Source organism: Kitasatospora sp. A2-31 (genome assembly GCF_022288725.1).
Taxonomy (GTDB): domain Bacteria; phylum Actinomycetota; class Actinomycetes; order Streptomycetales; family Streptomycetaceae; genus Kitasatospora.
This window is the reverse complement of record NZ_JAKNTA010000010.1, coordinates 275,006-299,199: the sequence shown is the minus strand read 5'-3', so window position 1 is coordinate 299,199 and position 24,194 is coordinate 275,006. Positions and strand designations below refer to the sequence as shown.

Annotated in this window: 22 protein-coding genes; 9 read left to right on the top strand and 13 right to left on the bottom strand. The window is 76.1% G+C overall.

Annotated features, from left to right (window positions below):
• The first annotated feature begins 277 nt into the window (after positions 1 to 277).
• Positions 278 to 1,384 (top strand): DUF5954 family protein, encoded by a 1,107-nt coding sequence (locus tag MCM47_RS27130; protein ID WP_238864331.1) that lies wholly within the window; start codon positions 278 to 280, stop codon positions 1,382 to 1,384.
• Between the two features lie 108 nt (positions 1,385 to 1,492).
• Here MCM47_RS27130 and MCM47_RS27125 read toward each other — a convergent pair whose 3' ends face one another.
• The 7 genes from MCM47_RS27125 to MCM47_RS27095 all read right to left on the bottom strand — a co-directional run bounded on the left by MCM47_RS27125 (position 1,493) and on the right by MCM47_RS27095 (position 9,252).
• Positions 1,493 to 2,950 (bottom strand): lytic transglycosylase domain-containing protein, encoded by a 1,458-nt coding sequence (locus MCM47_RS27125; RefSeq protein ID WP_238864330.1) that lies wholly within the window; start codon positions 2,948 to 2,950, stop codon positions 1,493 to 1,495.
• Positions 2,951 to 3,241: 291 nt separating this feature from the next.
• A complete protein-coding gene (gene pqqB / locus MCM47_RS27120) occupies positions 3,242 to 4,138 on the bottom strand; it encodes a pyrroloquinoline quinone biosynthesis protein PqqB (RefSeq protein ID WP_374209215.1) in 897 nt (298 codons plus the stop codon).
• A gap of 8 nt (positions 4,139 to 4,146) precedes the next feature.
• Positions 4,147 to 5,640, bottom strand: coding sequence for a pyrroloquinoline quinone biosynthesis protein PqqE (gene pqqE / locus MCM47_RS27115; protein WP_238864328.1), 1,494 nt, complete (start codon positions 5,638 to 5,640; stop codon positions 4,147 to 4,149).
• On the bottom strand, positions 5,637 to 6,326 hold the full coding sequence (gene pqqC / locus MCM47_RS27110) for a pyrroloquinoline-quinone synthase PqqC (RefSeq protein WP_238864327.1): 690 nt from the start codon (positions 6,324 to 6,326) through the stop codon (positions 5,637 to 5,639). Before pqqC ends, pqqE begins: the two co-directional genes overlap by 4 nt.
• Positions 6,311 to 6,472 carry a pyrroloquinoline quinone precursor peptide PqqA gene (gene pqqA / locus MCM47_RS27105; RefSeq protein ID WP_238864326.1) on the bottom strand — a complete coding sequence of 54 codons (162 nt, stop codon included), beginning with the start codon at positions 6,470 to 6,472 and terminating at the stop codon, positions 6,311 to 6,313. The genes pqqC and pqqA overlap by 16 nt, the downstream gene beginning before the upstream one ends.
• Before the next feature lie 254 nt (positions 6,473 to 6,726).
• On the bottom strand, positions 6,727 to 8,346 hold the full coding sequence (locus MCM47_RS27100; RefSeq protein ID WP_238864325.1) for a PQQ-binding-like beta-propeller repeat protein: 1,620 nt from the start codon (positions 8,344 to 8,346) through the stop codon (positions 6,727 to 6,729).
• A gap of 213 nt (positions 8,347 to 8,559) precedes the next feature.
• A complete protein-coding gene (locus tag MCM47_RS27095; RefSeq protein WP_238864324.1) occupies positions 8,560 to 9,252 on the bottom strand; it encodes a hypothetical protein in 693 nt (230 codons plus the stop codon).
• A 368-nt stretch (positions 9,253 to 9,620) separates the two neighbouring features.
• On the opposite strand from MCM47_RS27095, the gene MCM47_RS27090 reads away from it, so the two are divergent.
• A complete protein-coding gene (locus tag MCM47_RS27090) occupies positions 9,621 to 10,010 on the top strand; it encodes a hypothetical protein (RefSeq protein WP_238864323.1) in 390 nt (129 codons plus the stop codon).
• A gap of 21 nt (positions 10,011 to 10,031) precedes the next feature.
• On the top strand, positions 10,032 to 10,292 hold the full coding sequence (locus tag MCM47_RS27085) for a hypothetical protein (protein ID WP_238864322.1): 261 nt from the start codon (positions 10,032 to 10,034) through the stop codon (positions 10,290 to 10,292).
• 60 nt (positions 10,293 to 10,352) lie between these two features.
• On the opposite strand, the gene MCM47_RS27080 is transcribed toward MCM47_RS27085, so the two are convergent.
• Positions 10,353 to 11,288: an NADP-dependent oxidoreductase gene (locus MCM47_RS27080; RefSeq protein ID WP_238864321.1), complete on the bottom strand. Its 936-nt coding sequence runs from the start codon at positions 11,286 to 11,288 to the stop codon at positions 10,353 to 10,355.
• A gap of 115 nt (positions 11,289 to 11,403) precedes the next feature.
• Between MCM47_RS27080 and MCM47_RS27075 the strand changes: the two genes are divergently transcribed.
• Positions 11,404 to 11,814 carry a helix-turn-helix domain-containing protein gene (locus tag MCM47_RS27075; RefSeq protein WP_238864320.1) on the top strand — a complete coding sequence of 137 codons (411 nt, stop codon included), beginning with the start codon at positions 11,404 to 11,406 and terminating at the stop codon, positions 11,812 to 11,814.
• A gap of 115 nt (positions 11,815 to 11,929) precedes the next feature.
• Here the strand turns inward: MCM47_RS27075 and MCM47_RS27070 are convergent, their stop codons facing one another.
• Positions 11,930 to 12,637 carry a hypothetical protein gene (locus MCM47_RS27070; protein WP_238864319.1) on the bottom strand — a complete coding sequence of 236 codons (708 nt, stop codon included), beginning with the start codon at positions 12,635 to 12,637 and terminating at the stop codon, positions 11,930 to 11,932.
• Between the two features lie 118 nt (positions 12,638 to 12,755).
• Between MCM47_RS27070 and MCM47_RS27065 the strand changes: the two genes are divergently transcribed.
• Positions 12,756 to 13,289 (top strand): SigE family RNA polymerase sigma factor, encoded by a 534-nt coding sequence (locus MCM47_RS27065; RefSeq protein ID WP_238864318.1) that lies wholly within the window; start codon positions 12,756 to 12,758, stop codon positions 13,287 to 13,289.
• Entirely contained in the window at positions 13,286 to 14,284 is a 999-nt protein-coding gene (locus MCM47_RS27060; protein ID WP_238864317.1) for a hypothetical protein, read from the top strand. The genes MCM47_RS27065 and MCM47_RS27060 overlap by 4 nt, the downstream gene beginning before the upstream one ends.
• A 234-nt stretch (positions 14,285 to 14,518) precedes the next feature.
• Here MCM47_RS27060 and MCM47_RS27055 read toward each other — a convergent pair whose 3' ends face one another.
• The gene (locus MCM47_RS27055; RefSeq protein WP_238864316.1) at positions 14,519 to 15,088 is read right to left on the bottom strand and encodes a MarR family winged helix-turn-helix transcriptional regulator; all 570 of its coding nucleotides are present in this window, start codon (positions 15,086 to 15,088) and stop codon (positions 14,519 to 14,521) included.
• Positions 15,089 to 15,135: 47 nt separating this feature from the next.
• Between MCM47_RS27055 and MCM47_RS27050 the strand changes: the two genes are divergently transcribed.
• From MCM47_RS27050 to MCM47_RS27040, 3 genes are all read left to right on the top strand, one after another.
• The gene (locus tag MCM47_RS27050) at positions 15,136 to 16,068 is read left to right on the top strand and encodes an EamA family transporter (RefSeq protein ID WP_238864315.1); all 933 of its coding nucleotides are present in this window, start codon (positions 15,136 to 15,138) and stop codon (positions 16,066 to 16,068) included.
• A 949-nt stretch (positions 16,069 to 17,017) separates the two neighbouring features.
• Complete coding sequence (gene fusA / locus MCM47_RS27045; protein WP_238864314.1) at positions 17,018 to 19,117, top strand: elongation factor G; 2,100 nt, start codon at positions 17,018 to 17,020, stop codon at positions 19,115 to 19,117.
• Between the two features lie 295 nt (positions 19,118 to 19,412).
• Positions 19,413 to 19,778, top strand: a complete 366-nt coding sequence (locus MCM47_RS27040) for a hypothetical protein (protein ID WP_238864313.1) — start codon at positions 19,413 to 19,415, stop codon at positions 19,776 to 19,778.
• Positions 19,779 to 19,931: 153 nt separating this feature from the next.
• On the opposite strand, the gene MCM47_RS27035 is transcribed toward MCM47_RS27040, so the two are convergent.
• The 3 genes from MCM47_RS27035 to MCM47_RS27025 form a co-directional block, all read right to left on the bottom strand.
• On the bottom strand, positions 19,932 to 21,536 hold the full coding sequence (locus MCM47_RS27035) for an alpha/beta hydrolase (RefSeq protein ID WP_238864312.1): 1,605 nt from the start codon (positions 21,534 to 21,536) through the stop codon (positions 19,932 to 19,934).
• 958 nt (positions 21,537 to 22,494) lie between these two features.
• Positions 22,495 to 23,133 (bottom strand): NAD(P)-dependent oxidoreductase, encoded by a 639-nt coding sequence (locus MCM47_RS27030; RefSeq protein WP_238864311.1) that lies wholly within the window; start codon positions 23,131 to 23,133, stop codon positions 22,495 to 22,497.
• Positions 23,134 to 23,191: 58 nt separating this feature from the next.
• Positions 23,192 to 24,103 (bottom strand): EamA family transporter, encoded by a 912-nt coding sequence (locus MCM47_RS27025; protein WP_374209214.1) that lies wholly within the window; start codon positions 24,101 to 24,103, stop codon positions 23,192 to 23,194.
• Positions 24,104 to 24,194 lie beyond the last annotated feature (91 nt).

Sequence of the window (24,194 nt, the reverse complement as noted above, 5' to 3'; positions counted from 1 at the left end):
CGACCGGACGCCGCCGGCCGCTCCGCCCCCCAAACCCCAGAACGGCGGCGCGGCACCCGTCCGATCTCCCCCCGGACGGGTCCCGCGTCCGCTGCGGTCCCGGCCCCGACCGGGCGGCCGCACCCCGGATCGGTCACGGACCCGGGCCGCTCGTACGGCGGTTGCTTCCGGACCCCGGCGGCCCGCCCGCGAAGAGCGTGCCACCGGTGGCGCTCGGTCGGGTGGACTTCCGCGATACCGCTGCGACGCCCTCCACCGGTCCGCTAACACTGGCCGCATGGACGACGACGCCGTGCAGTTGCCCGCGCACCTCACCCTCCGGGTCGGCGCCACCGACGACCCGGTGGCCGCCGTGGTCGGGCTGGAGGCCTGGGAGTCCCGCGAGAAGTACCCCCGGCTGATGATGATGCCGCCCGTCCTCGGCAGCCTGGAGCGGGTCGGTCCGCGTGCCTGGCGGATCCTCGACTTCCATTCCACCACCCCGCAGATGGCGCGGGACGACCTCGGCCACCGGTTCCGCTGCTGGGCACGGACCGAGCCCGGCCACCCGTTCGCCGCCTCCTGGGACATCACCGCGCAGGAGCGCGCCGCCTACACCGCCGCGTACCGGCGGATGGACTGGGAGGCGCTGGACGAGATCGCGGTCGCGGGCCGGGAGTACCGCATCTTCCGGGCCGAGCAGGTGCTGCGCTCGGGGCCCGAGGGCATCGAGCCGCCGCGCCCCACCGACCCGGACCCGGCCGAGGTCGGCAAGGGCCACCGCGCGCCGTCCCGGGTGCGGGGGTTCGTCATCGACCCGGCCGCCGCCGTCACGCTGGTCGACGGCATCCTGCGGCTGGACCTGACGGCGCTGGTCCCGGCCGGTCACGACGTCCCCGAGGACGTCCGGGCCGATGCCCGGCTCGCCTCCCACCTGTACCCGAACGTCCTCGTCCTGCCGGTGCACTGTGCCGTCGCCGAGTACGCGAAGGGCCGTTGGGCGCCGATGACCGCGGCCTGCGAGTCCCCCCAGGCCGCCCGGGACAGCCTGGCCGCCTACCTGCGCGACTTCGCCCCGCGATTGCTGCCACGGCTGACCGCGGACGAGCGCGCCCGGTACGCCGCCGCCGCCGACCGGCTCGACGCCGAGCGCGGCCACGAACTGTCCGTCGGCGAGCGCCGGTTCCGCCTGGTCCGGGTCGAACCCGTGGTCCGCCTCGGCCCGGACGGGCCCGAGCTGCCCCGCACCTCCGACTGGGACCCGGACCTCCCGGTCAGGCTGCAGGAGCAGCGCGACCGCGAGGCCGGCATCCGCTACGACGACGAGAACGACGGCCACGGCAGCCACGGCCACGGCGACGGGGGCGGGGGCGTGGTGGACGAGGGCGAGTCCGGCGGGAACTGACCGCCCGCCGCCCCGAGCGGCTGTCCCCTCGTCAGCCGTCCGCGGTCAGGTGGCAGGCACGCGAGAGCGGGGGACCAGGGTGGGCCGGATCCCCCGCTCCGTGCGGTGTCAGTGGGCCGACGGCGAGGGCGCGGCCGAGGGTGAGACGCTCGCCGACGGAGCGGCCGCGGGGGACGCGGCAGCGGAGGTCGACGCGGTGGGCGTCGGGGACGGGGTCGGGCAGCCGGGGACGGTGGGCGACGCCGTGGCGGTCGCCGACGGGGTGGCCGTGGGCGTGGCACCCGCCGTGGCGGGGGCGGTGGCCGACGGGGAGGCGGTCGGGTTCGGGGTGCCGGTGGCCGACGGGGTGGGCACCGGGCAGGTGGTGGGCGTGGCCGTCGGGGTACCACCGGGCGTCGTGGGCGGGGTGCCGGTCGGGGTTCCGGTGGGCGTCCCGGTCGGGGTTCCGGTGGGCGTCGCGCTGGGCGAGGTGCTCGCGCTCGGGGTCGGCCGACCGCTCGGCGACGTGCTCGCGCTCGGACTTGTGCTCGCACCCGGGGTGGCCGAGGGGGACGCCGTGGCCGGTGCTGTCGACGGCGAGGAAGCGGCCGACGGAGCCGGCGCCGACGGAACGGGCGCGGTGGGCGAGACCGGCGCGGCGGGTGTGGTGGGCGCGGCGGGTGTGGTGGGCGCGGTGGTGGCGGCCGGAGCCGGACGGTTCGGGACGGTGGTCGCCGTCCCGGTGCCGAAGTGGGCCATCCAGTTTTTGACGGTCCGCAGGTACTCGTCGGAGTGGTTGTAACCGAGGATCGCCCGGTCGAGCTGCGCCGGGTCGGCGAGGTCACGCCCGCCCGCGCACAGGTAGCGGCCGGCGGCCTGCGCGGCGTCGAAGACGTTGTTGGGGTCGGCCGTGCCGTCGCCGTTGGCGTCCACGCCCCAGGACGCCCAGGTGGAGGGGATGAACTGCATCGGACCGACGGCCCGGTCCCAGACCCGGTCGCCGTCGTGGCGGCCGCCGTCGGTGTCCGGGATCGCCGCGAAGCCCTTCCCGTCGAGGACCGGCCCGAGGATCGGCCGGTACGTCGTCCCGCCGGCGTCCACGGCACCGCGGTCGGCCTGGCCGGACTCGACCTCGCCGATCGCGGCCAGCAGCTGCCAGGGCAGGTGGCAGCCGGGCGAGCGCTGCGCCAGGGCGGTCTCGGCCTGCCGGTAGGCGGCGAAGACGGTCTCCGGCAGCGCGGGACCGGTGCGGAACGGGCCGGCCGAGGGGTCGCCGGGCAGCGCCGTGGGCGGTTGCGGCAGCGGGACGGGGCCACCGCCGTCGACGGGTGTGCCGGGCCCGCCGGGCGTGTTGGGAAGCGTCGGACGAGCGGCGCCGGGCACGGTGGTGGCGACGGCCTGGGTGGCCGTGGCGGGGCCCGTGGGCTGCGGCGCGTCGGCCGCGGCGACCGGGGCCAGGCCCAGGCCGGTCACCTGGGAGCCCGTCAGCGCGGCCAGTGCGGTGAACACCGCCGCCGTGCCGGCCATCCGCTTGCCCAGCCGCAGCCGGTGCCCCGTCCGGCGACCGCCGCCCAGCCCTGCGCTCATGCCGTGCCCCTCCCCGTGACCGTTCGGACTACCGCGGAACGGACCGCCCGCCGGCATGGCGCCTGACGGTGCATGACAGATCGCGTCCCCGGGACGATTAGTATCACGACGATCTGACGCCGTGCAGGTGGCGAAAGGTTGCTTGCGGCGCCACCGTCGGATGAACGCGCAGGTGGCGGTGGGACCGACCGGCGGGGCCCACCTGTGCGCAGCCCCCGGGTCCCCGGTGCGCCGGGCCCCGACCGTCCGGGCCTCGCCTCCCCCCGGGCGCTCCCCGCCGGTGGCCGGCGGTCAGACCTCGATCAGCATCCCGTCCTCGGCGACGGCGGCGCCGGCCGCGGCGAGCTCCCGGGCCAGCGCCCCGGTGCCGGGGGACCCCGGGTGGGCCAGCGGATTGGTGTTGTTGAGATGGGTGTAGAGGTAGCGGGGCCCGGGGAGGCGGGCGAGGTGCGGCAGTGAGTCCCGGACCGCCAGGTGGCCCATGCCCCGGGAGGTGCGCGCACCGCCGGTGCGCCCGGCCAGTTCGTCGTCGGTGCTGAAGGTGCCGTCCAGGATCACCACGTCCGCACCGGCCACCGCCCTGTCGACCGCCGGGGTCCAGGCGGCCAGCCCGGGTGCGTACACGGCACAGGAGCGGCTGCCGGCGGCGGTGAAGCGGTAGCCGACCACCCAGTCGGACCGGCCCTCCCAGCCCTCGCCGGGCAGGTCGGCCGCGTAGCGGGGGCGCTTGCCGCCGAGCGCCAGCGGCTCGGCGCGCAGCCCGCCGTCCAGCTCGACGGGCTGGCCGGGGGCGACGGTGTGCCAGCGGGCCTTGGTGTACGGCGCGAGCAGCGGGCCGACCGGGAAGCCCGAGTGCAGGGCGTAGCGCACCGGGAGGGTGGCGTGGACGGTGAGGGCCGCCGCCTCCCGCAGGGTCAGCAGGCCGAGGGTGTGGTCCAGTTCGGCGCTGGTGAGCAGTGCGCCGCGCAGCGGGGTCTCCCGGCTGCCGGGTGCCGGCGCGAGTTCGGGCGCGGCCAGGAGCTGGCCGCGCAGGTCGGGGGAGGCGTTGACCAGGTACCAGGCGGCGCCGTCGGCGCTGACGGCCAGGCAGTCCTGCGTGCGCGCGGTGCCGGTGCGGCGGGCGGTGGTGCAGCCCCCGCAGCCGCAGTTCCACTGGGGCACCCCGCCGCCGGCGGAGGTGCCGAGGATCCGGATCTTCAGCGCAGCCTCCGTGGGACGGGCGCCGGGGTGTCGGCGGGGGCGGGTCCGGTGACCAGGTGGTGGTGCGGGGAGAGCCGGCAGGCCGGGTCGGTGGCGCCGGCGTCGCCGGTGAACTGGAAGGCCTGGCAGCGGCAGCCGCCGTGGTCGACCTCGCGCAGCGCGCAGCTGCGGCACGGCTCGGGCATCCAGTCGGTGCCCCGGTAGCGGTTGAACGCCGGGGAGTCGTGCCAGATCGCGGCGAGCCCGGCGGTGACGGCGTTCGGCACCGGCAGGCCGGGCAGCTGGGCGGCGGCCAGGCAGGGCAGCACGTCGCCGGTGGGCGCCACGACCAGCTGACGGCTGCCCCAGCCGTCCATGCACGGTTTGACGGTGCCGTCGTGGTGGTCGGCGGCGACGTGCACGATCTCGATCCGCCCGCCGTGGCGCTCGCGTGCGACGGCGACGTCCCGCTCGGCCTGCCGGACCTGGGCCTCGTCGGGGGCGAGGTGGGCCCGGTTGCGCCAGGCCCAGCCGTAGAACTGGGTGTGCGCCAGCTCGACCCGGTCGGCTCCGAGCGCCACGGCCAGCTCGACCAGCGCGCCGAGGCGGGGCAGGTTGCCGCGGTGCAGCACGGCGTTGACGGTCAGCGGCAGGCCGGCGCCGGTCAGCAGCGCGGCCGCGGCGAGCTTGCGCTCGTGCGCGGCCAGCCCGGCGACGGCGTCGGCCCGGTGCACGTCGGCGTCCTGGACCGAGAGCTGGACGTGGTCAAGACCGGCCTCGGCCAGTTCGGCGGCGCGGGCGCCGTCCAGCGGCAGGCCGCTGGTAACCAGGTTGGTGTAGAGGCCGAGGCCGCGGGCGTGGGCCACGATCCGGACCAGGTCGCGGCGGAGCAACGGCTCGCCGCCGGTGAGGTGGACCTGCAGCACGCCCAGCCCGCGGGCCTGGTCGAGGATGCGCAGCCACTGCTCGGTCGCCAACTCGTTCCGGAAGCGGGCGAGCTCGACCGGATTGGCGCAGTAGGTGCACTGCAGCGGGCAGCGGTAGGTGAGTTCGGCGACCAGGCCGAGCGGTGCGGGCCCGCGACCGGCGGCGCCGGGCAGTCCGGCGGCCGGCTGCGGGCGCGCCGGCGCGCCGGTGCCGTCGAGGGCGAGCAGCCGCCGTTCGGCGAGGTCGGCCAGCAGCTCGCGCACGTGGCCGCCGTCCACCCCGTCGTACTCGGCGGTGAGGTCGGCGGTGATCCGCCGGGCGTCGCGCCGGCCGTCGCAGTGCCGCAGGACGGCGGCGGCGCTCTCGTTGAGCAGCAGGACGCCCTCGGGGTAGAGCAGCGCGGCCCGGTCGCGGACCGGGTCGTGCACCAGTCGCACGCCGGGCCGCAGCCCCGGCCGCAGCACGGCCGCCGGGTCGGCGGTCGGGGCCGTGCGGGCGGGAGGTGCGGGAGGTGCGGGAGGGGCGGACGGTGCCGGCGGCGTGTCCGGGGCGCGGTCGGCCGCCGTCGAGGGGACGGCGCTCACCGGTCGGCCCCGTAGTCGACGGCGTCCAGCATGGCGCGCAGCACCTCGCACTTGAACGCCAGCGCCTCCACGGCGGCCTGCTGCTGCGCGGCGGTCGTGCAGTGGTCCAGGACCAGCTCCAGGGTGCGGGCGCTGTCCCGGCGGGCGGTGGGGATGCGGTGCTCGAAGTAGGCGTACCCGGCCGGGTCGATCCACGCGTAGTGGGTGCGCCACGCGGCCACCCGCCGGGCCATGTGGTCGGGTGAGAACATCTCGGTGAGCGCCGCCGCGACGCCCTCGGTCCACGGCCGGGTCTGGCAGAAGTGCAGGTAGCCGTCGACGGCGAAGCGCACCCCGCGCGCGACGTGCCGCTCGTCGGTCACTTCCGCGCGGTCGAGGCCGACCGCCTCGGCCAGCACCAGCCAGTCGGCCAGGCCGCCCTCGTCGCCGTTCGGCCCGTCCTGGTAGCCGAGCCGTTCCACCCAGGCCCGCCGCACCTCCGGCAGCGGGCAGTTGGCGATGATGGCGGCGTTCTTGCGGGTCAGGCAGAGCTGGTAGTACCAGCGGTTGGCGACCCAGCGCCGCAACTCCGGTGGCGTGCAGCCACCGGAGTGCAGGCGCAGGTGGAACGGGTGGGTGTCCCAGTACCGTCCCCGCAGGTCGTGCAGCCTGGCTGCGAACCGCTCGCGGGTCAGCGGTTGCGCCACTGGGCGGCCCGTCCGGCGTACGCGGTGACCTCGGCCCCGGTGCGGTGGCACTCCACCGCCGGCGCGGACCAGCTGGGCTTGGCGGCGCCGGCCGGGCGCACCGGCGGTGCGGCGGGGACGGGGCGGGGCTGGGCGTTCTGCTGCATCGGTCCTCCTCGGGCCGGGGAACTGGGAGGGGGCGCGTGCGCCCCCTGGGTCAGGACGCTACGAGCCGCCGGGCCCGGCCGCCGGTCCGAACCGCGCGATCCGCGGACAATCGCGCTCGAACGGGTGACGGACGGCGGCCGGGCCCCGCACGGTCGCGCCCGGCGGGGCCCGGCCGGTCCTGGCGGAACGCCTCGTGGTCGCGCGCGACCGGCCCGGGCGGAGGCCGAGGGCGTGTCCTCCCGGGGCCACCGGTTCAGGAGGCGCGGCCGAAGGCGATGAGGTGGCCGTCCTTGGTGCCGACGAACACCCGCCCGTTGTCCGTCGCCGGAACGGAGAACCTGGTCACCGTGCCGAGCGGGAAGCTGCGCCGCATCTTCAGCGTGCCGTTGACCGGGACCGGGTCGTAGACCCGCAGTTCACCGTTCTGGCCACCCGGCCCGGTGCCGGAGTAGACGAGCCAGACCAGCGCCGAGCCGCTCGTCGTCCCGTTGGACGTCACCACCGGGGAGCCGGAGGCGTAGCCGAACCCCTCGGCGCTCGTCCCGGCGCTGGTCAGCTGCGGGTTGCCGCTGCCGTTCACCGAGTACTTGAGCGCGCGCAGCGACCCGTAGTTCTCGATCATGTAGACGTAGCCGCCGTCCCCGCCCCAGACGCCGGGGTGGCCCCAGACGCCCTTGTAGGGGCCGGTCGTCCCGACCACCGCGTCCGTGCCGTTCGGCCCCTGGCCCATACCGCCCAGGTTGTCGCGGTCCAGCAGGAAGATCCGCCCGTCCTTGCCGACCTGCACCAGCAGGTGCGGGTGCGCGGAGGTGCCGAAGCCGGTCGGCAGCGCGGCCGGACCGCCGGAGCCCAGGTCCAGGTCGTCGTGGTCGAGTTGGCGGTTGTTGGACGGACTGAAGAAGTCCTTCGGCGCGAGGCTGCCGTCGCTGTTGACGCCCAACCGGACCACGGAGTCGGCGAAGTGGCCCTGCGGCTTGTCGCCGGGCCCCTTCGGCGGGGACGAGCCCTCGCCCGCGCCGTTGCCGGTCGCGATGAAGATCCGCCCGGAACCGTCCGACACGAGCCCGCCGCCGCTCATCCAGACGCCGCCGTTCTGCGACTTGGAGCCGGACTCGGTGGACCAGAGGGTCAGCTTGCGCGTCGAGGTGTTGACGCCGGCCACGTGGCCGACGTACGTGCCGACGCCGCAGTCGGAGGCGAAGCCGAAGTACACCGCGCCGTTCAGCAGCAGGAGCCCGGCCCGCTGTGCGGAGGTGCCCGGGTCGAACGGGACGCCGGGGCTGTTCACGGGATCGCCCTGGACGGTGACCGGCCAGCCGCTGCGCTCGGCGCCCGAGGCTGCGTCGAGGGCGTGTACGGAGAAGTGCGCGCCGTTCTCGTTGGACTTGGCCACCAGGTAGACGGTTCCGGTCGCCTTGTCGTACACCGGCGTCGAGGTGATGCCGGTCCCGGGGGAGAGGCAGGCCGTCGAGGACGGTACGGGCGTGCCGAGCGCGCGCTGCCACAGGATCCGGCCGTCGGTGGCGCTCACGCCGTAGACGTGGTTGGTCTCGGTGGCCACCACCACCGTCGAGCCCGCCACCAGCGGCTGCGCGAACACCGCGCCGTCGACAGCGGTGGACCAGCGGCGGCCGAAGTCCGAGGCCGAGACCTGTGCCGGGCCGAGGTCGGGCTCGGCCGCGTCCCACGCGGTGCGCAGGGAGTTGAGCGAGATGGTCGGGTTGTCGGCCCGCGCGGGTATCGCGCTGACCAGCGACCCGGCCGCGGCCGCGGGGGCGAGCAGGACCAGTCCGGAGAGGAGGGCGGTCCCGGAACGGGACGCGCGGGCCCTGCGCCGGACGGCCCGGGCGGGGGGTGGGTGGAGTCGGCTCATACGATCCGCCTTGGCTGTGGGGGGATTACGGGTACGGCGCCGTGGGTCATTCTGTGAACGCCCGCGCCGCGCCCGCATCCGCCCGCCGCTCCGGCCCCGGCCCCGTTCACGCCCCGGAGGGAACCGGCTGCGCCGCCCGGCGCCCCCGGCCGCCTTCGAACGGCCCAGGCCCGGGGACGCCCCGGCCCGGTTCGGGCCGGCGGCCGTCAGCCGTCAGCCGCCGAGCGACTTGGCGAACACCAGGGCCAGGCTGCCCTCCGCCGCCGCCTCCAGCCCGGCGTTGACCGCGTCGCCCGGGCCGCGGTCCTTCACCACCTCGACCTCGTAGGTGTGGCCGCCGGTGACGAAGAAGGCGACGGGGTGGGCGTGGTCCTTGCGGGTCGCGATCACGGCCTCGGTGCCGACGCCGGGCAACGGGGCGACCGACTTCGCGGGGTCCGCCTTGGCGGAGGCGAGGATGCCGGGCGCGACCTCGCGGAGGGAGGCGTAGGACTGGCGGTTGCCCCAGGTGCAGCCCCAGACCGGGCTCCCGTCGGACGCCGCGTCGGGGCGGGTGGTGTTGAGCGGCTCCACCGCGTTGATGGTGGCCGCCACCTGGGCCGGCACGACCAGGGTGCAGGCGTCCTTGGGGCGGGAGCCCGCAGTGCCGGTGGTGTCGGAGCCGGGCGGTGCCGTGGGGGCGGCGGTCGGGGCTGCCGCCGAGCCGCCCGTCGGGGCGGCCGGGGCCGAACCGGAGGCTGCGGCGGGGGCGCTGGTGGCGGAGCCGCTGGTGGCGGAACCGGCCGGGGAGGCCGCCACCACCTTGCTGCTACCGGACGAGCACCCGGCCAGCGCGGCGCCCGCGAGCGCCAGAGCCGGCAGCCAGAGGTGTCGGCGCTGCTGTCGGAACGATGCATGGAGCTGCACGGGAATCCCTCCGCTGACGCCCGCCGGTGCGGCGGACTCGGACGCTACAGGATCGTAGTGGCCGGTCGATCGCGATATCTCCCGTTCCTGCAACGGGTGTTGTACAGCCGCGTGACAGCCGGGAACGCCGGACGCGCAGGCGGGCGCCGCCGCGTCCGCCTTCTGTCGCGTCCTGCCGACCGGCGTCCGCCCGCCCCATAGCAGGGGAGGACCGGTCGTGGTCGAGCTCTGCACCCTGGGCTCCCCGGACGGGTGACGTTCGGGTGAAAGTGGTCATGCCAGGAATGGCCGCCCGGCATTCTTGGGCCGGTGACCAGGCGGATCCGCACCCGGCGGATCCCGTGACCAGGCGGACGGAGGCCCTGACAGTGAGCACGAACCTGCCGGAGACCGTGGCGGAGGGCCAAGGCGTCCTGCCGGCGCCGCCCCGGGTGGTCGACGACCTGGCACGAGACCTGACCCACGCCGCGGCCGCGGTGCGGGCCGTCTCCCGGGGTGCCCGCTGTGGTGGCGGCGACGTGTCCGTCGCCGCCTACACCGCCGTCGTCTGCACCGGCCGTTCGGCGGCCCGCGCCCTGGAGGAGGCGGCCGCCTGGTGCCGCCAGGCACCCGAGGCCGAGGTGCACTCGCTGGCCTGGGCACGCGTGCCGGGCCACCGCGACGACGTCTTCGAGTACCGGGCCACCCTGGCCGTCAGCTTCCCCGACCACGAGACCGGCGAGCACACCGGCGACACGCACCACCACGCGCCGCGCTGACCCGGGGTTAGGATCGCCCGCATGGACCATGGGGGTACGAAGGACGTGGACGCGACGGAGCCCGAGGAACGCGCAATCCCCACCGGGGCGGCCGTCGCCGTCGGCGTGGTGGCGGCGCTCGGTGCGGCGGCGGTCCTGCTGGCCGTCTTCCACTGGCTGGGCTGGACCGTGCCCGGTCTGGGCTGGTTGCTCGCCAAGGGGGCCGTCAAGCTCTGCACGGTCGGGGCGGTCGGCCTGATCGCCGGCATCGCCTGGCTGCGCCGGCGCGGTCGCCGGAACTGAGCGTCGGCCACCGCCGCGGACCGGGCGCCTGTCGGGCGGGGCCAGGGCGAGCGTGACGGCTCAGGGCAGCAGCACCAGCCGGCCGCGCAGTCCACCGCGGTCGAGCCGACGGTGGGCGTCGGCGGCGCGCTCCAGCGGGTACGTGTCGGCCACCCGCAGGGTGAGCGAGCCCCGGGCGGCCAGCTCGGCGAGCCCGGCGAGGGCGGGACCGTCCGCGGCGATCCAGACGGTGTCCACCCGGATCCCGCGCAGGCCCGTCGGTGCGCCGCCGGAGACGGCGACGAAGGCACCCCGGTTGCGGACCGCCCCCAGCGCGAGCGTCCCCAGCAGCGCCGCGTCGAGCGCGCCGTCCACCCCGCCGGGAACCAGCCCCCGAACCGTGGCCGCCACCTCGGCGGTGCCGCGCGGGACGAACCACTCGGCGCCCAGCTCCCGAACCGCCGCCTCGTCCTGCGGGCCGGCCAGAGCGACCACCCGAAGCCCCCGCAGGACGGCCAGTTGGACGGCGAAGCCGCCCACCGCGCCGGCCGCACCCGTGACCAGCAGGGTGGCGCCGTGCGGCAGGTCGAGCAGGTCGAGCGCCTGAACGGCGGTCAGCCCGTTGAGCGGGAGCGTCGCGGCCTGGACGGCGGGCACGCCGGACGGCGCCGGGGCGAGCGCGGATGCGTCCAGCACCACGTACTCGGCGTAGGTGCCGAGCGGCACGTCGAGCCGGTCGCGCAGGCCGATCACCGCGTCGCCCGGAGCGAAGCCCGTGACGCCGGGGCCGACCTCGTCGACCACCCCGGCGACGTCCCAGCCGATCCCGGTCACCTCGCGCGGTGCCATCAGTCCCGCCTCCACCAGGATTCCGGCCCGGGTGACGGAGTCGACCGGGTTGACGCCGGCGGCCTCGACCTTCACCCGCACCTGCCCGGGGCCGGCTGCGGGCACGGGAACCTCGACCAGCTCCAGGGCTTCCGGCCCTGCCGGGGTTCGGACCACTACGGCACGCATGGTGCACTCCTTCGGATCGGCATCGGGGCTTGCGAACACCGCCCAGGCTAGGGAGAGTTGCTCTCCATCAGGAAGTACGCACCCGCAGGTGCGTACCGGACGGGGAGGAGAGCCCGTGGCCACCATGACGGCCGCCCAGCGCCGCGAGGCCGCCCGGGTCGGATTCGACGCCTACATCGCCGAGTGCCCGGCCCGGCAGCTACTCGACCGGATCGGCGACAAGTGGGTCAGTCTGGTCGTCAACGCCCTGGCCGACGGCCCGCAGCGGTACAGCGACCTGCGCCGCCGGCTCGCGGGGGTCAGCGAGAAGATGCTCACCCAGACCCTGCGCGCCCTGGAGCGCGACGGCCTGCTCACCCGTACCCTCACTCCGTCGGTGCCGGTCCGGGTCGACTACGCGCTCACCCCGCTCGGCACCGGGCTGCTGCCGCTGCTGCAGTCGATCAAGGCGTGGGCCGAGGAGCACATGCCCGACGTGCTCACCGCTCGCGCGTCGTACGACGCCTCCGCCGGCGAGCGGAGATGACCGATGGCCGGACGGCGAGGCCCGGCCCGGGCGGGCGGGCCGGGCCGGAGCGTGGGCCGTGCACCGGGGTGTTCCCCCGGGCACGGCCCGTCGGCGTTCGGCGGGGAGGGCCCGACTAGACCCCGCCCGCGTGGGGCCCGATGCTCCTGGTGACGCCGGTCAGGACGGGCTGGAGCCGGTCGGCCAGCTTCTGGTAGTCGGCCTTCCGGCCGTCGGACCACTGGCCGAGCCCCACCACCAGGACGCGGTCGACGCCGGCGAAGGACTGCACCCGACCGCTGTCGGCGGGCAGCGCGGGCAGGCCCCGTCCGATCGGCGGCGTCTGCGCCGGTACCTGGGGATCGCCGGCGGCCTGGGCCAGCTCGATCAGCACCTTGGCGGTGTCCCGCGGGTCCCGCAGGGTGAACACCGCCAGGCTGAACCGGTTGTCGTGGCCGTCCCGGTAGAGCGCGGTCTGCTCACCGGCGCAGCCCTTGCCCTGTTTGAGCAGGCCGGCCAGCCGCGGGCCCACCGCCCCCTCCGGCGGGCAGGAGAGCTGGGTCCTGGCGCTCACCCGGGTGTAGACCGTGCCGTCGGCCGCCTTCACCTCGGCGGGGAACACCTGGTCCAGCGGCGCGGCGGGTCGGTCCGCGGCCGGTACGGCGGTGGCCGGCGGAGCGGAGGCCGCCCGGTGGCCGGAGCTGCCCTCGTCCGAGGATCCCACGGTGGTCATCACGCCGTACGCGGCCGCCGCCGCGGCCAGCGAGAGCGCCAGATTGCGCGGCCACACCGGCCTCGGTTCGGGTCGGCCGTCCTGGCCGGGGAGGTCATTGCTGCTGTTCACCCCGGCACAGTAGCGCCAACGGGACCGAACTGATGATCGCCCGACGGGTGCACGTCCCCCGATGATCGAGGAAGCGGTTCGGAGCACCCCTGGGCTCTGGGTGAGTGAGGAGGTGCTCATGGGAGCGATGACAACCGACCGGGACACGGAGTTCCGGATCTTCATGGCGGCAGTGTGGCCGCGGCTGTTGCGGACGGCATACCTGCTGGCGGGCGATCAGCACGCGGCCGAGGACCTGGCGCAGTCCGCCTTCGAGCGGGCCTACGCGGCCTGGGGCCGGGTGAGCCGGGCCGACGACCCGCTCGCCTACGTGCGGCGGATCCTGGTGAACCAACACGCCCGGTCCCACCGCCGGCGGCCACCGGAGCTGTTGGTCACCGCCGTCCCGGAGAGCGCGATCCCGGAGGACGGGTTCGCCCGGTCCGACCAGCGGTCGGCCCTGTTGTCGGCGCTTGCCGCGCTGCCGCCGCGCCAACGGACGGCGGTGGTGCTGCGGCACTGGGAGGACCTGAGCGACAGCCAGGCCGCGGCGGCGATGGGTTGCTCGGTCGGGGCGGTGCGCAGCCAGGCGGCGAAGGGGATCGCCCGGCTTCGCGAGGTCGCACAACTGAAGGAACTGCAGGAAGTCGGACGAGTCGGAGGTGCGGTGTGAATGGTCTGGACGGTGTGAACGGTCTGGACGGTGCGGGTGGGCCGGGTGGCGCGGGCGCGGCGGACGGTGCGACGGCGCTGATCGGCTCCGGGCTCGCGGAGGCGGCCGAGGCGGTCCGCGTGGGGCCGGCTCCGGTCGGCGCCGCGGTCGCAGGGGGGCGGCGGATCCGTCGGCGCCGCAGGACGCTGGTCGGCGCGGTGGTGCTGGGCTCGGCGGTGCTGGTGGCCGGTGCGGGCGCGGTCGGCCTGCACGACGGTCCGGCAGCCGCCGGCGTGGCGGTTCCGGCCGCCGGCGGCCCGGCCCCGCTGGTCGAGCCCGGGCCGGTGGTCCCGGAGCCGGCGGTCGGCCCGGCGGTGCCCCCGGCGGTCGGGAGCGGGGTCGAGGCGAGCCCTCGGGGGGAGCGCGATCCGCTCTCCGCTGCGCGGACGGTGGTGGGCGAGGGAACGGCGGACGGCCGGGCGTGGAAGGCTGTCGCCGCGCTCTGGCCGGCCGCGGCCGACCGACTGCAGGCGCTCGCGCAGGCCCGGACGATCTGGCAGGAGCAGCGGACGGCTGGCTCCGACCTGACCGAGCCGACGGCGGCCGCCATCGACCAGTACTGGCAGCCCGGACAGGACATCGTCGATGTCTACCTGACCGTCGACGGTGTCCGGATGCCCGACGACCACACCTTCCTGACGCCGGCCCCAGGGGCCCGGGCCGGGACGGGCCTGACGGGTGCCACCGGCGAAGGCGCACTGATCGGCTACCGCGGCAAGGGCGAGACCGAGCCGCCGGTCGACGTGCTGGTGGTGGCGGTCGGGCCGTCGGTCGGCAGGGCGACGGTGACGTGGACGGACGGCACCACCAGCGAGGTGCCGCTGAGGGGCCTTGGAACGGGATCCGAGTCCCGCTGGTTGGTGATGTCCCGGCCCGCCGGGGCCAAGGCGTCGGCCTGGCACCTCTACGACCGGCAGGGCTCACCGATCGCCGGCGATCTCGGCTGGTTCAAGTAGGCCCCGGGCGCCGGTCCCGCACCGTTCACGGCGGCAGACCGCTCGCGTCGGCGACCGGTGGGAGGAGGGGGCGGTCCGCGACGGTCCGGGGCCGGGCGGCGCGCGGGCCGGGTGTCGGTCCGCGGCTTTCGGTGGGGTCGCCGGTGGCGGGGCGTCGGTCGGTGGCGCGGGCGTCAGGCGGGCGGGGCGGGGCGCCGGTCGGGTGGTGGGGGCGTCAGGCGGGCGGGGCGGGCGTCAGGCGGGCGGGGGCCGGTGGTCCAGGCGCTGCTGCCAGGTGGTCAGCAGCGCCTCGAGGGCGGCCGACTCCTCGGGGCTGAGCAGGCTCAGCAGGCGGTGCTCGTTGCGCATGTGGGCGGTGAAGGCCTCGTCGATCAGCCGGCGGCCGGCCTCGGTGAGGGCGACGACGCGGGCGCGCCCGTCCTCCTCGCTGCGCCGGCGGGTGACCAGCCCGGCCCGCTCCAGCCGGTCGATCCGCTTGGTCATCGCGCCGGTGGTGACCATCGTGTGGGCGGCCAGCTCGCCGGGGGCGCGCTCGAACGGGGCGCCGGCGCGGCGCAGCGCGGCGAGCACGTCGAACTCGCCCTCGCCGAGGCCGTAGCGCCCGTACACCAGGCCGAGCTCGTCGGTGAGGCGGGCGGCCAGGCGGTGGAGCCGGCCGATGACGGCCTGCGGGGAGACGTCGAGGTCGGGCCGCTCGCGGCGCCACTCGGCCTGGATGCCGGCCACGTGGTCCGGGGTGGGGGGAGGGGTCGGGTTCGCCGTCGGGCCGGGCTGCGTGGCCGGGTCGCCGTGCTGCTGCTCCATGCGGCCATCCTAGCCGGATGGCTTCCCGGGAAGATATATTGGCTTCCATGGAAGCCAATCTCCGCTGGGTGCTGCTGACCGCCGTCGCCCCGGTGGCATGGGGCGCCAACTACTACGTCACCCACGAGTTCCTCCCGGCCGACCGCCCGCTCTGGGGCGCTGCCCTGCGCGCCCTGCCCGCCGGACTGGTCCTGCTGGCGCTCCGGCCGCGCCGGCCGCGCGGTGCGTGGTGGTGGCGCTCGGCGGTGCTCGGCCTGCTGAACACGGCCGTGTTCTTCGTCCTGCTCTACGTCGCCTCCCAGCTGCTGGCCACCAGCGTGGCCTCGACCGTCATGGCGGCCTCCCCGCTGGCGATGATGCTGATCGCCTGGGCCCTGGTGGCCGAACGGCCGGCCCGCGCCCACCTGGTCGGGGCGTCGGTGGGGCTGGGCGGCGTCGGGCTGATGCTGCTCACCCGGCCGGGTGCGGTGAGCCTGCCGGGGCTCGCCGCTTCGGCGGCGGCCATGCTGGTCTCCTCAGGCGGCTACGTCCTCGCCGGTCGGTGGCGGGACGGCGCCGACGTGCTGGCCTCGACGTCCTGGCAGCTGACGGCGGGCGGGCTGCTGCTGCTCCCGGTCGCCGTGGCCGTCGAGGGCGCCCCGCCCGCGCCGACCTTGCCGCAGCTGCTCGCCTTCGGCTACGTGACCCTGGTGGCCACTGCGCTGGCGTTCGCCGCCTGGTTCGCCGGCCTGCGGCACCTGCCGGCCGGAACGGTCGGCCTGCTCGGGCTGCTCAACCCGCTGACCGGCGTCCTGCTCGGCACCGCGGTCGCGGGGGAGAGGCTGGGCCCGCTGCAACTGGCCGGTCTCGCCCTGGTGTTGGCAGGCGTCGTGCTCGGCCGCCCCCGCGCCCCCGCCCGCCGCAGGCGGCGCGACGTCGCCCCCTCCGCACCTGCCTCGACCCTTGCGCCCCCACGTCCACCGTGCCACGACACCCCCTGAAGGGTCACCGGGGCCGCGGCTTGCGAGCTCCGGGACGTTCGACCGCAGCCGCCGCCGGCGAGCGGGAGGGGCGGGCGGAGGGCGCCGGCAGCGCCGTGCCGGGAGGCGGCGGGTGACGTGACGGCGTGTCCGAGTGACGAGGTCCCGGCTCCCGGGGCGACACGGAGGGCGGTTCGGTGGGCTTCCTGCACTGGCCCGACATCGACGAGGAGGCCTCCACCGAGGAGCGCGCGCCGGCGGGTTGGTGGTGCCCGGAGTACAGGCAGGCCGATGTCGGCATCGCCTTCGTCAGGCCGAGGTCGTCCTCCAGCGGTGGGATGGCCGCGCTCTGGTGCGGGGCGCATGTCGTCGCGGAGTCCTCCTGGGGAACAGCTCCGCGCCGGAGTCCGGGCAGGTCTGGAGCCGGCAGGAGGCGTGGCGCGAGAGGCCGGTGCCCGACTTCACGGTGATTCCGCCGGTCTGGCCACCCGTGGGCAGTTCAAGGCCTCGACCCGCGGTGCGTCGGTCCTCCCCGGGGCGGGCGTGGAAAACCGGGTGCCCGTGGTCTGGTGCCTTCCCTACACTCGGCTCCCGGAGACGCGCTGCCCACCGGCCCGGGGGTGGCGCACCGTGACGAGTGCAGGGAGGGGCCGGTCGTGCGCTACCGCACCGCTGTCGTCGTTCCCTCGTCCCGGTACGAGGTGATCCTGGTGTCCTCGTGCGCCCGGTGCCCGCTGCGCGGCCGGCACCGGTAGTCCGCGACGAACGCCTGAACCGCACGTCCCCCCCACACCCGTTGGTACCCGCCGGATCGACTCCCGCATTCGGCTCCGCACAGGCGGGCCGGTCCGGGTCGGTGGCGGGCGATGTCCCGTACGGCCGTGTTCTCCGCGGCCGTGCCCCGTCGGCGCCGTCGTCGCGGCGAATCGCGCAGTCCGACCCCTCGTCACGCCATGAAAGGCACCGGGCCATGCGCACCGACCTCGTCACCACGACCACCGCCGGCACGACCACTGCTGCCACCGCCGCGATCGCGACGGTTCGCAACCTCGGCATCCTCGCCCACGTGGACGCCGGCAAGACCACCGTCACCGAGCGGATCCTCTTCCTGACCGGCGCCACCCACAAGCGCGGCGAGGTCCACGACGGCACCACCGTCACCGACTTCGACCCGCAGGAGCGCGACCGCGGCATCACCATCTTCGCCGCCGCCGTCAGCTGCTCCTGGGACGGCCACCGGATCAACCTGATCGACACGCCGGGCCACGTGGACTTCGCGGACGAGGTGGAGCGTTCGCTGCGCGTGCTCGACGGAGCGGTGGCGGTGTTCGACGCCGTCGCGGGCGTCGAGCCGCAGAGCGAATCGGTCTGGCGCCAGGCGGACCGGCACGGCGTGCCGCGCATCGCGTTCGTCAACAAGCTCGACCGTGCCGGCGCCGACCTCGACGCCGCGGTCGCCTCCATCAGGGAACGGCTCCATCCGGCGCCACTGGCCGTCCAGCTGCCGATCGGCCGGGAGGACGGCTTCACCGGCGTGGTCGACCTGCTCGGCATGCGCGCCCTCACCTGGACGGACGGCCCCGGCGCGGACGGCTACCGCGAGGGCCCCGTGCCCGCGGACCTGCGGGAGGAGGCCGAACGGCGCCGCCGGGAGCTCGACGAGGCCGTGGCCGGGCTGCACCCGGGCGCGCTGGAGGAGTTCTGCGACCACGGGTCGCTGGCTTCCGGCACGCTGGCCGCCGCCCTGCGCGACCTCACCCGCACCGGCGAGGCCGTGGTCGTGCTCTGCGGCTCGGCCTACCGCAACCGGGGGATCGAGCCGCTGCTGGCCGCCGTGACCGCGTACCTGCCCTCGCCGCTGGACGTGCCCGCCGTGCGCGGCGAGTACGACGGCGCCGAGCAGGAGCGCGTCGCCGACCCGGCGGGTCCGTTCGCGGGACTGGTGTTCAAGGTGAACGCCACCGCCACCGGCCGGCTCACCTACCTGCGGATCTACTCGGGCACTCTGCGGAAGGGGGACACCGTGCTGGACGCGGGAACGGGACGCACCGAGCGGATCGGCCGGATCCTGCGGGTGCAGGCCGACCGGCACGCCGAGACCGAGTCGGCGACCGCGGGCGACATCGTCGCCGTGGTCGGGGCGAAGGCCGCCCGCGCGGGCGCCACGCTCTGCACGCCCGGCGAGCCGCTGGTCCTGGAGCCGACCGTCACCGCCGACCCGGTGGTCACGGTGGCCGTCGAGGCCCGGCACGCCGTCGACACCGACCGGCTGGCCACAGCGCTGGCCCGGCTGGCGGAGGAGGACCCGTCGCTGGTGGTCCGCACCGACCCGGAGACGGGTCAGCGGGTGCTGTCCGGCATGGGTGAACTGCATCTGGAGGTGGCGGTGGAGAAGATCCGTCAGGTCGGTCACGGGCTGGAGGTCACCGTCGGACGGCCGCAGGTCGCCTACCGGGAGACCATCGCGGCGGGCGTGACCGGACTGGTCCACCGGCACGTCAAACAGGACGGCGGCGCAGGCCAGTTCGCCCACGTCGTCCTCGACGTGGCGCCGCTGGTGGGCGGCGACGGCGCCGGGGCGGCGGAGGGGTTCGAGTTCCGCTCCACCGTCACCGGCGGGCGGGTTCCGAAGGAGTACGTCCAGGCGGTCGAGGCGGGTTGCCGCGACGCGCTCGCCGAGGGGCCGCTGGGCGGCCACCCGGTCACCGGCGTGCTGGTCACGCTGACCGACGGGGCCACCCACGCCAAGGACTCGTCGGACCTGGCCTTCCGCACCGCCGGACGCCTCGCCCTGCGCGAGGCGCTGCGGCGCTGCCGCCCGCTGCTGCTGGAGCCGGTCACCGAGGTCACGGTGACCGTGCCCGAGGACGCTGTGGGCGGTGTGCTGGGCGACCTCGCGGCGCGCCGCGGCCGGGTGAACGGCTCGGTGCCGAGGGGCGGCACGGCGGTCGTGACGGCCACCGTGCCGCTGGCCGAACTCTTCGGCTACGCGACCAGGTTGCGCAGTCGCACCCAGGGCCGGGGCACCTTCACCGCCCGGCCCGCAGGCTACGCCCAGGCGCCGCAGTAGCGGACCGCCGGCCAGGCTCCGTTCCCGCTCGGGAGCGGGGCCCGGCCGCGGGTCGGGTGGCGCGTGGGTGGCGCGGGGTGGACGGTGCGGCGGCGGGATGCCGCCGTGATGCCGGCCCGCACCGAGCCGCGTCGGGCCGGTCCGCGTCGCGCCGGTCCGCGTCGGCACGGTGTCTGCCCCGGCGGCCGCCCCTTCGTGGCACCGCCACCCTGTCATCCGTCAGGGACCGCTGCCGCCGGACCGCTCCTACGCTGCTGAGCACTGGCCAGACCAGCCACATCAGAGGAGATCCACCATGCGCAAGATCCTCCACGCCGCCGCCGCGCTCGCGCTGGCGACCGCCGCCGTCACCACCGTGGGTGCCACCGGCGCCCAGGCGGCCGACGGTGCCTGGGACGGCTGCCCGTACGGGGCGGTCTGCATCTACGGCGAGGGCGCCCCCACCTCCACCCCGCCGACCGACATCTTCTGGAGCTACGGCGCCCACAACCTGCAGAACAAGACCGGCTGGCACTGGGTCCTGAACAACCAGTCCGGCGGAGCCCACGCCCACCTCTGCCTCGGCTACAACGGCACCAACTGCAACTACGACATGCCGGCCCAGAACGGCGTCTGGGCCGACCTCACCCCGGTCAACTCCATCACCTTGGACCGCCCCTGACACGACCCTGCCCCGCCCACCTGCCCGCGTCTCCGTCCTGCTGACGCCCTCGGTGGCCGCCGGATCCCTCCGGCGGCCACCGCCGCGTTCGGCCGGGGGCGCGGCGCGGGTCCGCGCCGCCGTCGCCAGCAGCAGCCGGTGGTCGTCCGGCGGTCAGGACGTCAGCTGCGGCGCGCCGCAACTGACGTCGCGGCCGGGTATCCGATCGGCCAGCAGGTAGGAGTCGACGAGGTCGCGGACGCAGTCGTCGGGGCCGGGGTACTGGCCGTGGTCGCCGTTTCCGGTGACCGTGACCAGGCGCGATCCGCGCAGCGCCCGGTGCGCGCCGAGCGCCGCCTCGTAGTAGGTGGCCGGATCGTGCACCGAGTTGAGCATCAGCGTCGGCGGCAGACCCGCGCCCGTGACCCGCACCCGGGGCGCCGTTGGCGCCGGCCACGAGGCGCAGACCGCCGAGAACGCGAGCGTCCGGGCCCCCGCCAGAGGCCATCGGGCGGTGTACTCGGCGCCGCGCTCGGCCCAGATGGTGAGGTCTCGTGTCCACGGCGTGTCGGCGCAGGTCACCGCGAAGTACTCGGCGAGGAACTCCGGCGAGAGGTACCGGCCGAACACCTGGTTCGCGGCCTGCCGGCCGGCGGGGTCCGCCGCCGGCCAATCCTCGAGCGCCGCGAGGGCGGCGGCCAGCGCGGGGAAGCCGTCCTTCTCCTGGTAGACGGCCTGGATGGTGCCGCTGTCCAGCTGGTTGGGGCCGACGGTGAGGGCGCCGTCGGTGAGCGGGGCGTCGTGCAGGGCGGCGCGCCGCCGCTCCCAGTGCGCCTTCGCCTCGGCCACAGTGGCGCCGTAGTGGTAGGTGCTGTCACGAGCGGCCAGCCAGGGGAGGAAGTCCTCCTCGAAGCGGCGCTGGAAGCTCATCGGCTGCCCGAGCTCGAAGCGCTCCCAGGTGCCGTCGAAGCCGATGTTGCTGTCCAGCACCATCCGCTCGACCCGCTGCGGGAAGAGTGTCGCGTAGTACGCGCCGATCATGGTGGCGTAGGACGGGCCGTAGTAGCTGATCCGCCGCTCACCGAGCAACGCGCGGAAGAGGTCGAGGTCGCGAACGGTCTGCTCGGTGGTCAGGTACGGCAGCAGGCCTCCGCTGCGCCGTTCGCAGTCGGCCGCCAGTTGGCGGGAGCCGGCGATGACGCGGGCGCGGTCGGCAGGGGTGTCGTCGCGGAAGTCCCCGGCGAAGAAGTCCCGGAACTCCTCCGCGGTCTGGCAGGTCGGCCGGGTACTGTGGCCGACCCCGCGCTGGTCGAAGCCGACCACGTCGTACGCCGCGCCGACGGCCGGTGCGGCGCGCACGAAGCCGGCGGGGCGCAGCAGCCCGGCGCCGCCGGGCCCGCCCGCGGCCATCAGCAGCGTGCCGCGCCGCTTCGCCGGGTCGGTGGCCCGGTGCCGGGAGACCGCGACGGTGACGTCGGGCCCGGCGTCCGGGTGGTGCCAGTCGCGGGGGACGGCCATGGTGGCGCAGTCCAGTGCGGGCGCCTCTGCGCAGGGTTGCCAGGCGAGCTGTTGCCGGGCGTAGCGGTCGGGGACCCGCACGCCGGCGGCGTCCGATGCGGCCGAGGCCGGTCCGGCGCCGGTGACGGCGGGCAGGCCGACGGCGGTCAGGAGCACGGTGGTCAGGGCGGCGAGAGGGGCCCGCCGGCGCCGGGGGCGCCGGGTGGGCGCGGTGGCGTTTGCGGCCGCAGCGGTCGGGTTCGTCGTTGCGCTCAGGTTCACGGTGATGATCCTGGTCGCCCGGGGCGGCCGGATCGATAGTGCACACACCCGTCTTTCCGGTGGTGCAGGCGACACCCTCCGAACGGCGGGGGCAACCGGTTCGCCCGGTCAGCCGTTGCGGCACGCCGGCCGGTCGGTTCGCGCGGCCGGTCGCTTCACGCGGCGCGGTCGGTTCGTCCGGGCTGCCATGGCCGGCGGGTGCGGTGGCCCGTCCGGGCGCAATCGCGGTCGGCGACCAGGCGCGGCGCGGCACTGCTCTGCTCTGCCGAGGGCCCCGTGGCGGTCCGATCCGGGGTTCCGCTCGACGTAGGGCGCGGCCGGGGACGCCCCCACCGGGAACAAGGGGAGGAGAGCGCGACGCCCGAGCGGCGGACCCACGATCCGACGATCACGGTGGACGGCTTCCCGAGCGGCTCGGGCCGGCGGCTGGAGGCGCCCTCCGGCGACGGTGTCGACGGCCTCAACGGCTGGAGGTTCGCCGCGATGCGGGGTCACGGGTCGCGACATGGTCGGACGGCAGCGCGGTCCCCGGGCCGGGTCCGGGCCTTCGTGGCGACCGGGGCCGGGACGTGCGGCCCGGGCGGGGCAGCCCCCGTCCGGCAGCACCGGGTGGCCGGCCGGCCGGGGACCGCGCTGGCCTGGCCTTGGCTCCGGTGCTGGCGGGCAAGGTCCGGGGTGAGCGGCTGCTGGACAACGGGAGCGAGGCGTTCGACGGCTGCTGGAGCCGGGTCGCCCGGACGGTCGCCTCCCCGGCCGTCCCCCAGGTTCGCCCGGCCAGCCGCCGACCATCGGCCCGGCCGCCGACCTGCCGGCCGCCGGCCCGCCGGCCCGTCAGCCACTGCGCCCTGCTCGGCCGCTGCGCGCTCGCGCGGCCCGGCCGGCCACGGCACCGCCGCCGCCGTACCGCCACGGCACCGCCGCCGCCGTACGGCCACGGCCACCGCCGCCGGCCCGCGCCTCAGTACGCAACGGTGAACCGCAGACCGCGGTGGGCCGGCCGTTCGGCCTCGTCGACCAGAGCGACCGCGAGGTCTTCCATGGAGATGGCCGACCGGCCGTCGGCGTCGACGACCAGCTCGTCCCGCCCGAGGCGGTAGCGGCCGGTGCGTTCGCCCGGTTCCAGGAGGGCGGCCGGGCTGAGGTACGTCCAGTCGACCTCCGCGGAGGCCCGGAGCAGGTCGAGCTGTTCGCCGCAGGCGAGGGCGATCGGCCGCCAGGAGGGCGGGAACTCGGGATCGTCCAGGACGGTGGCCCCGTTGCCGCCCGGCAGGGCCAGACTCCCGGCGCCGCCGACGGCGAGCAGCCGCACGCCGGTCCCGGCCAGTCCGGCCAGCAGGCCCTTGGTGGCGACGGCCAGCTCGGACTCGCTGCCGGGCGCCGGCCGGGTGGCGGTGATCACGACGTCCTGACCGGCGCTCAGCCGGGCGACGTCCTCGGGGTCGGCGGCGTCGCCGGTGGCGATCACGGCGGCGGCCGGCAGGGCGTGCGGCCGGGCGGGATCGCGGAGGACGGCGGTGACCCGGTGGCCGCGGGTGAGCGCTTCGGCCACCACTCGGCTGCCGACGTTGCCGGCTGCGCCGAACACGGTGATACGCATGGGGATCCTCGGGAGGGTCGACCGGTCCGGGAGGACCGGGTGCGGATGGTGTGAGGGGTCAGGCCCGGGAGCCGGGAGCGGTCGCCGGTTCGGGGGCGGGCTGGTGGGCCGGCTCCGGCCCGGCCGTGGCCGGTGCCGCGGCCGGCCGCCGGATCTGGGCGGCGGCCAGCGAACCGAGCACGATCACCGCGCCGAGCGCCTGGACGGGAGCGAGGTCCTGCCCGAGGACCAGCCAGCCGAGGGCGGTGGCGACCACCGGGCTGAGCAGGCCGAGGAAGGTGACGGAGGTGGGCGGCAGCGCGCGGAGCCCGCGGAACCAGAGGCCGTACGCGACGGCCGCGCCGATCAGGGCGAGGTAGCCGTAGCCCAGCAGGTTGGAGCCGGTGAGGTGGGACGGCGGCGGGCCCTCCACCAGCAGGGTCACCGGGACCAGCAGCAGACCGCCCGCGGTGAGCTGCCAGCCGGTGGTGGCGAGCAGCGGAGCCGGCGAGGTCCACCGCTTCGCGAGTACGACGCCGGTGGCCATCACGACCGCGCCGCCGAGTGCGGCCGCGACGCCGAGGGCGTCGAGCTGTGCGTTGGCCCGCAGGACCAGCAGGCTGACGCCCACGACGCCGGCGATGCCGGAGAGCAGGGTGCGCAGCGTGAGCCGGTCACCGAGGAGCGCGGCCGACAGACCGGCGGCGATCAGCGGCTGGACGGCGCCGACGGTGGCCGCGACGCCGCCGGGCAGGCGGTACGCGGCGACGAAGAGGAGGGCGAAGAAGGCGCCGATGTTGAGTGCGCCCAGGACCGCCGAGCGCCACCACCAACTCCCCTTGGGCAGACGGCGGGTGACGGCGATGAGGAGCAGTCCGGCGGGCAGGGCGCGGAGCACCCCGGCGAGCAGCGGGCGGCCGGGTGGCAGCAGTTCCGTGGTGACGAGGTAGGTCGAGCCCCAGATGGCGGGGGCGAGAGCGGTCACCAGCACGATTCCGAGTCGATTCCTTAGCACTAAGCCAATGTATCTCAGCGCTAAGGCAACTGGGGCGGTCGAGCCCGCTGACGGGGTGTGAGGTATC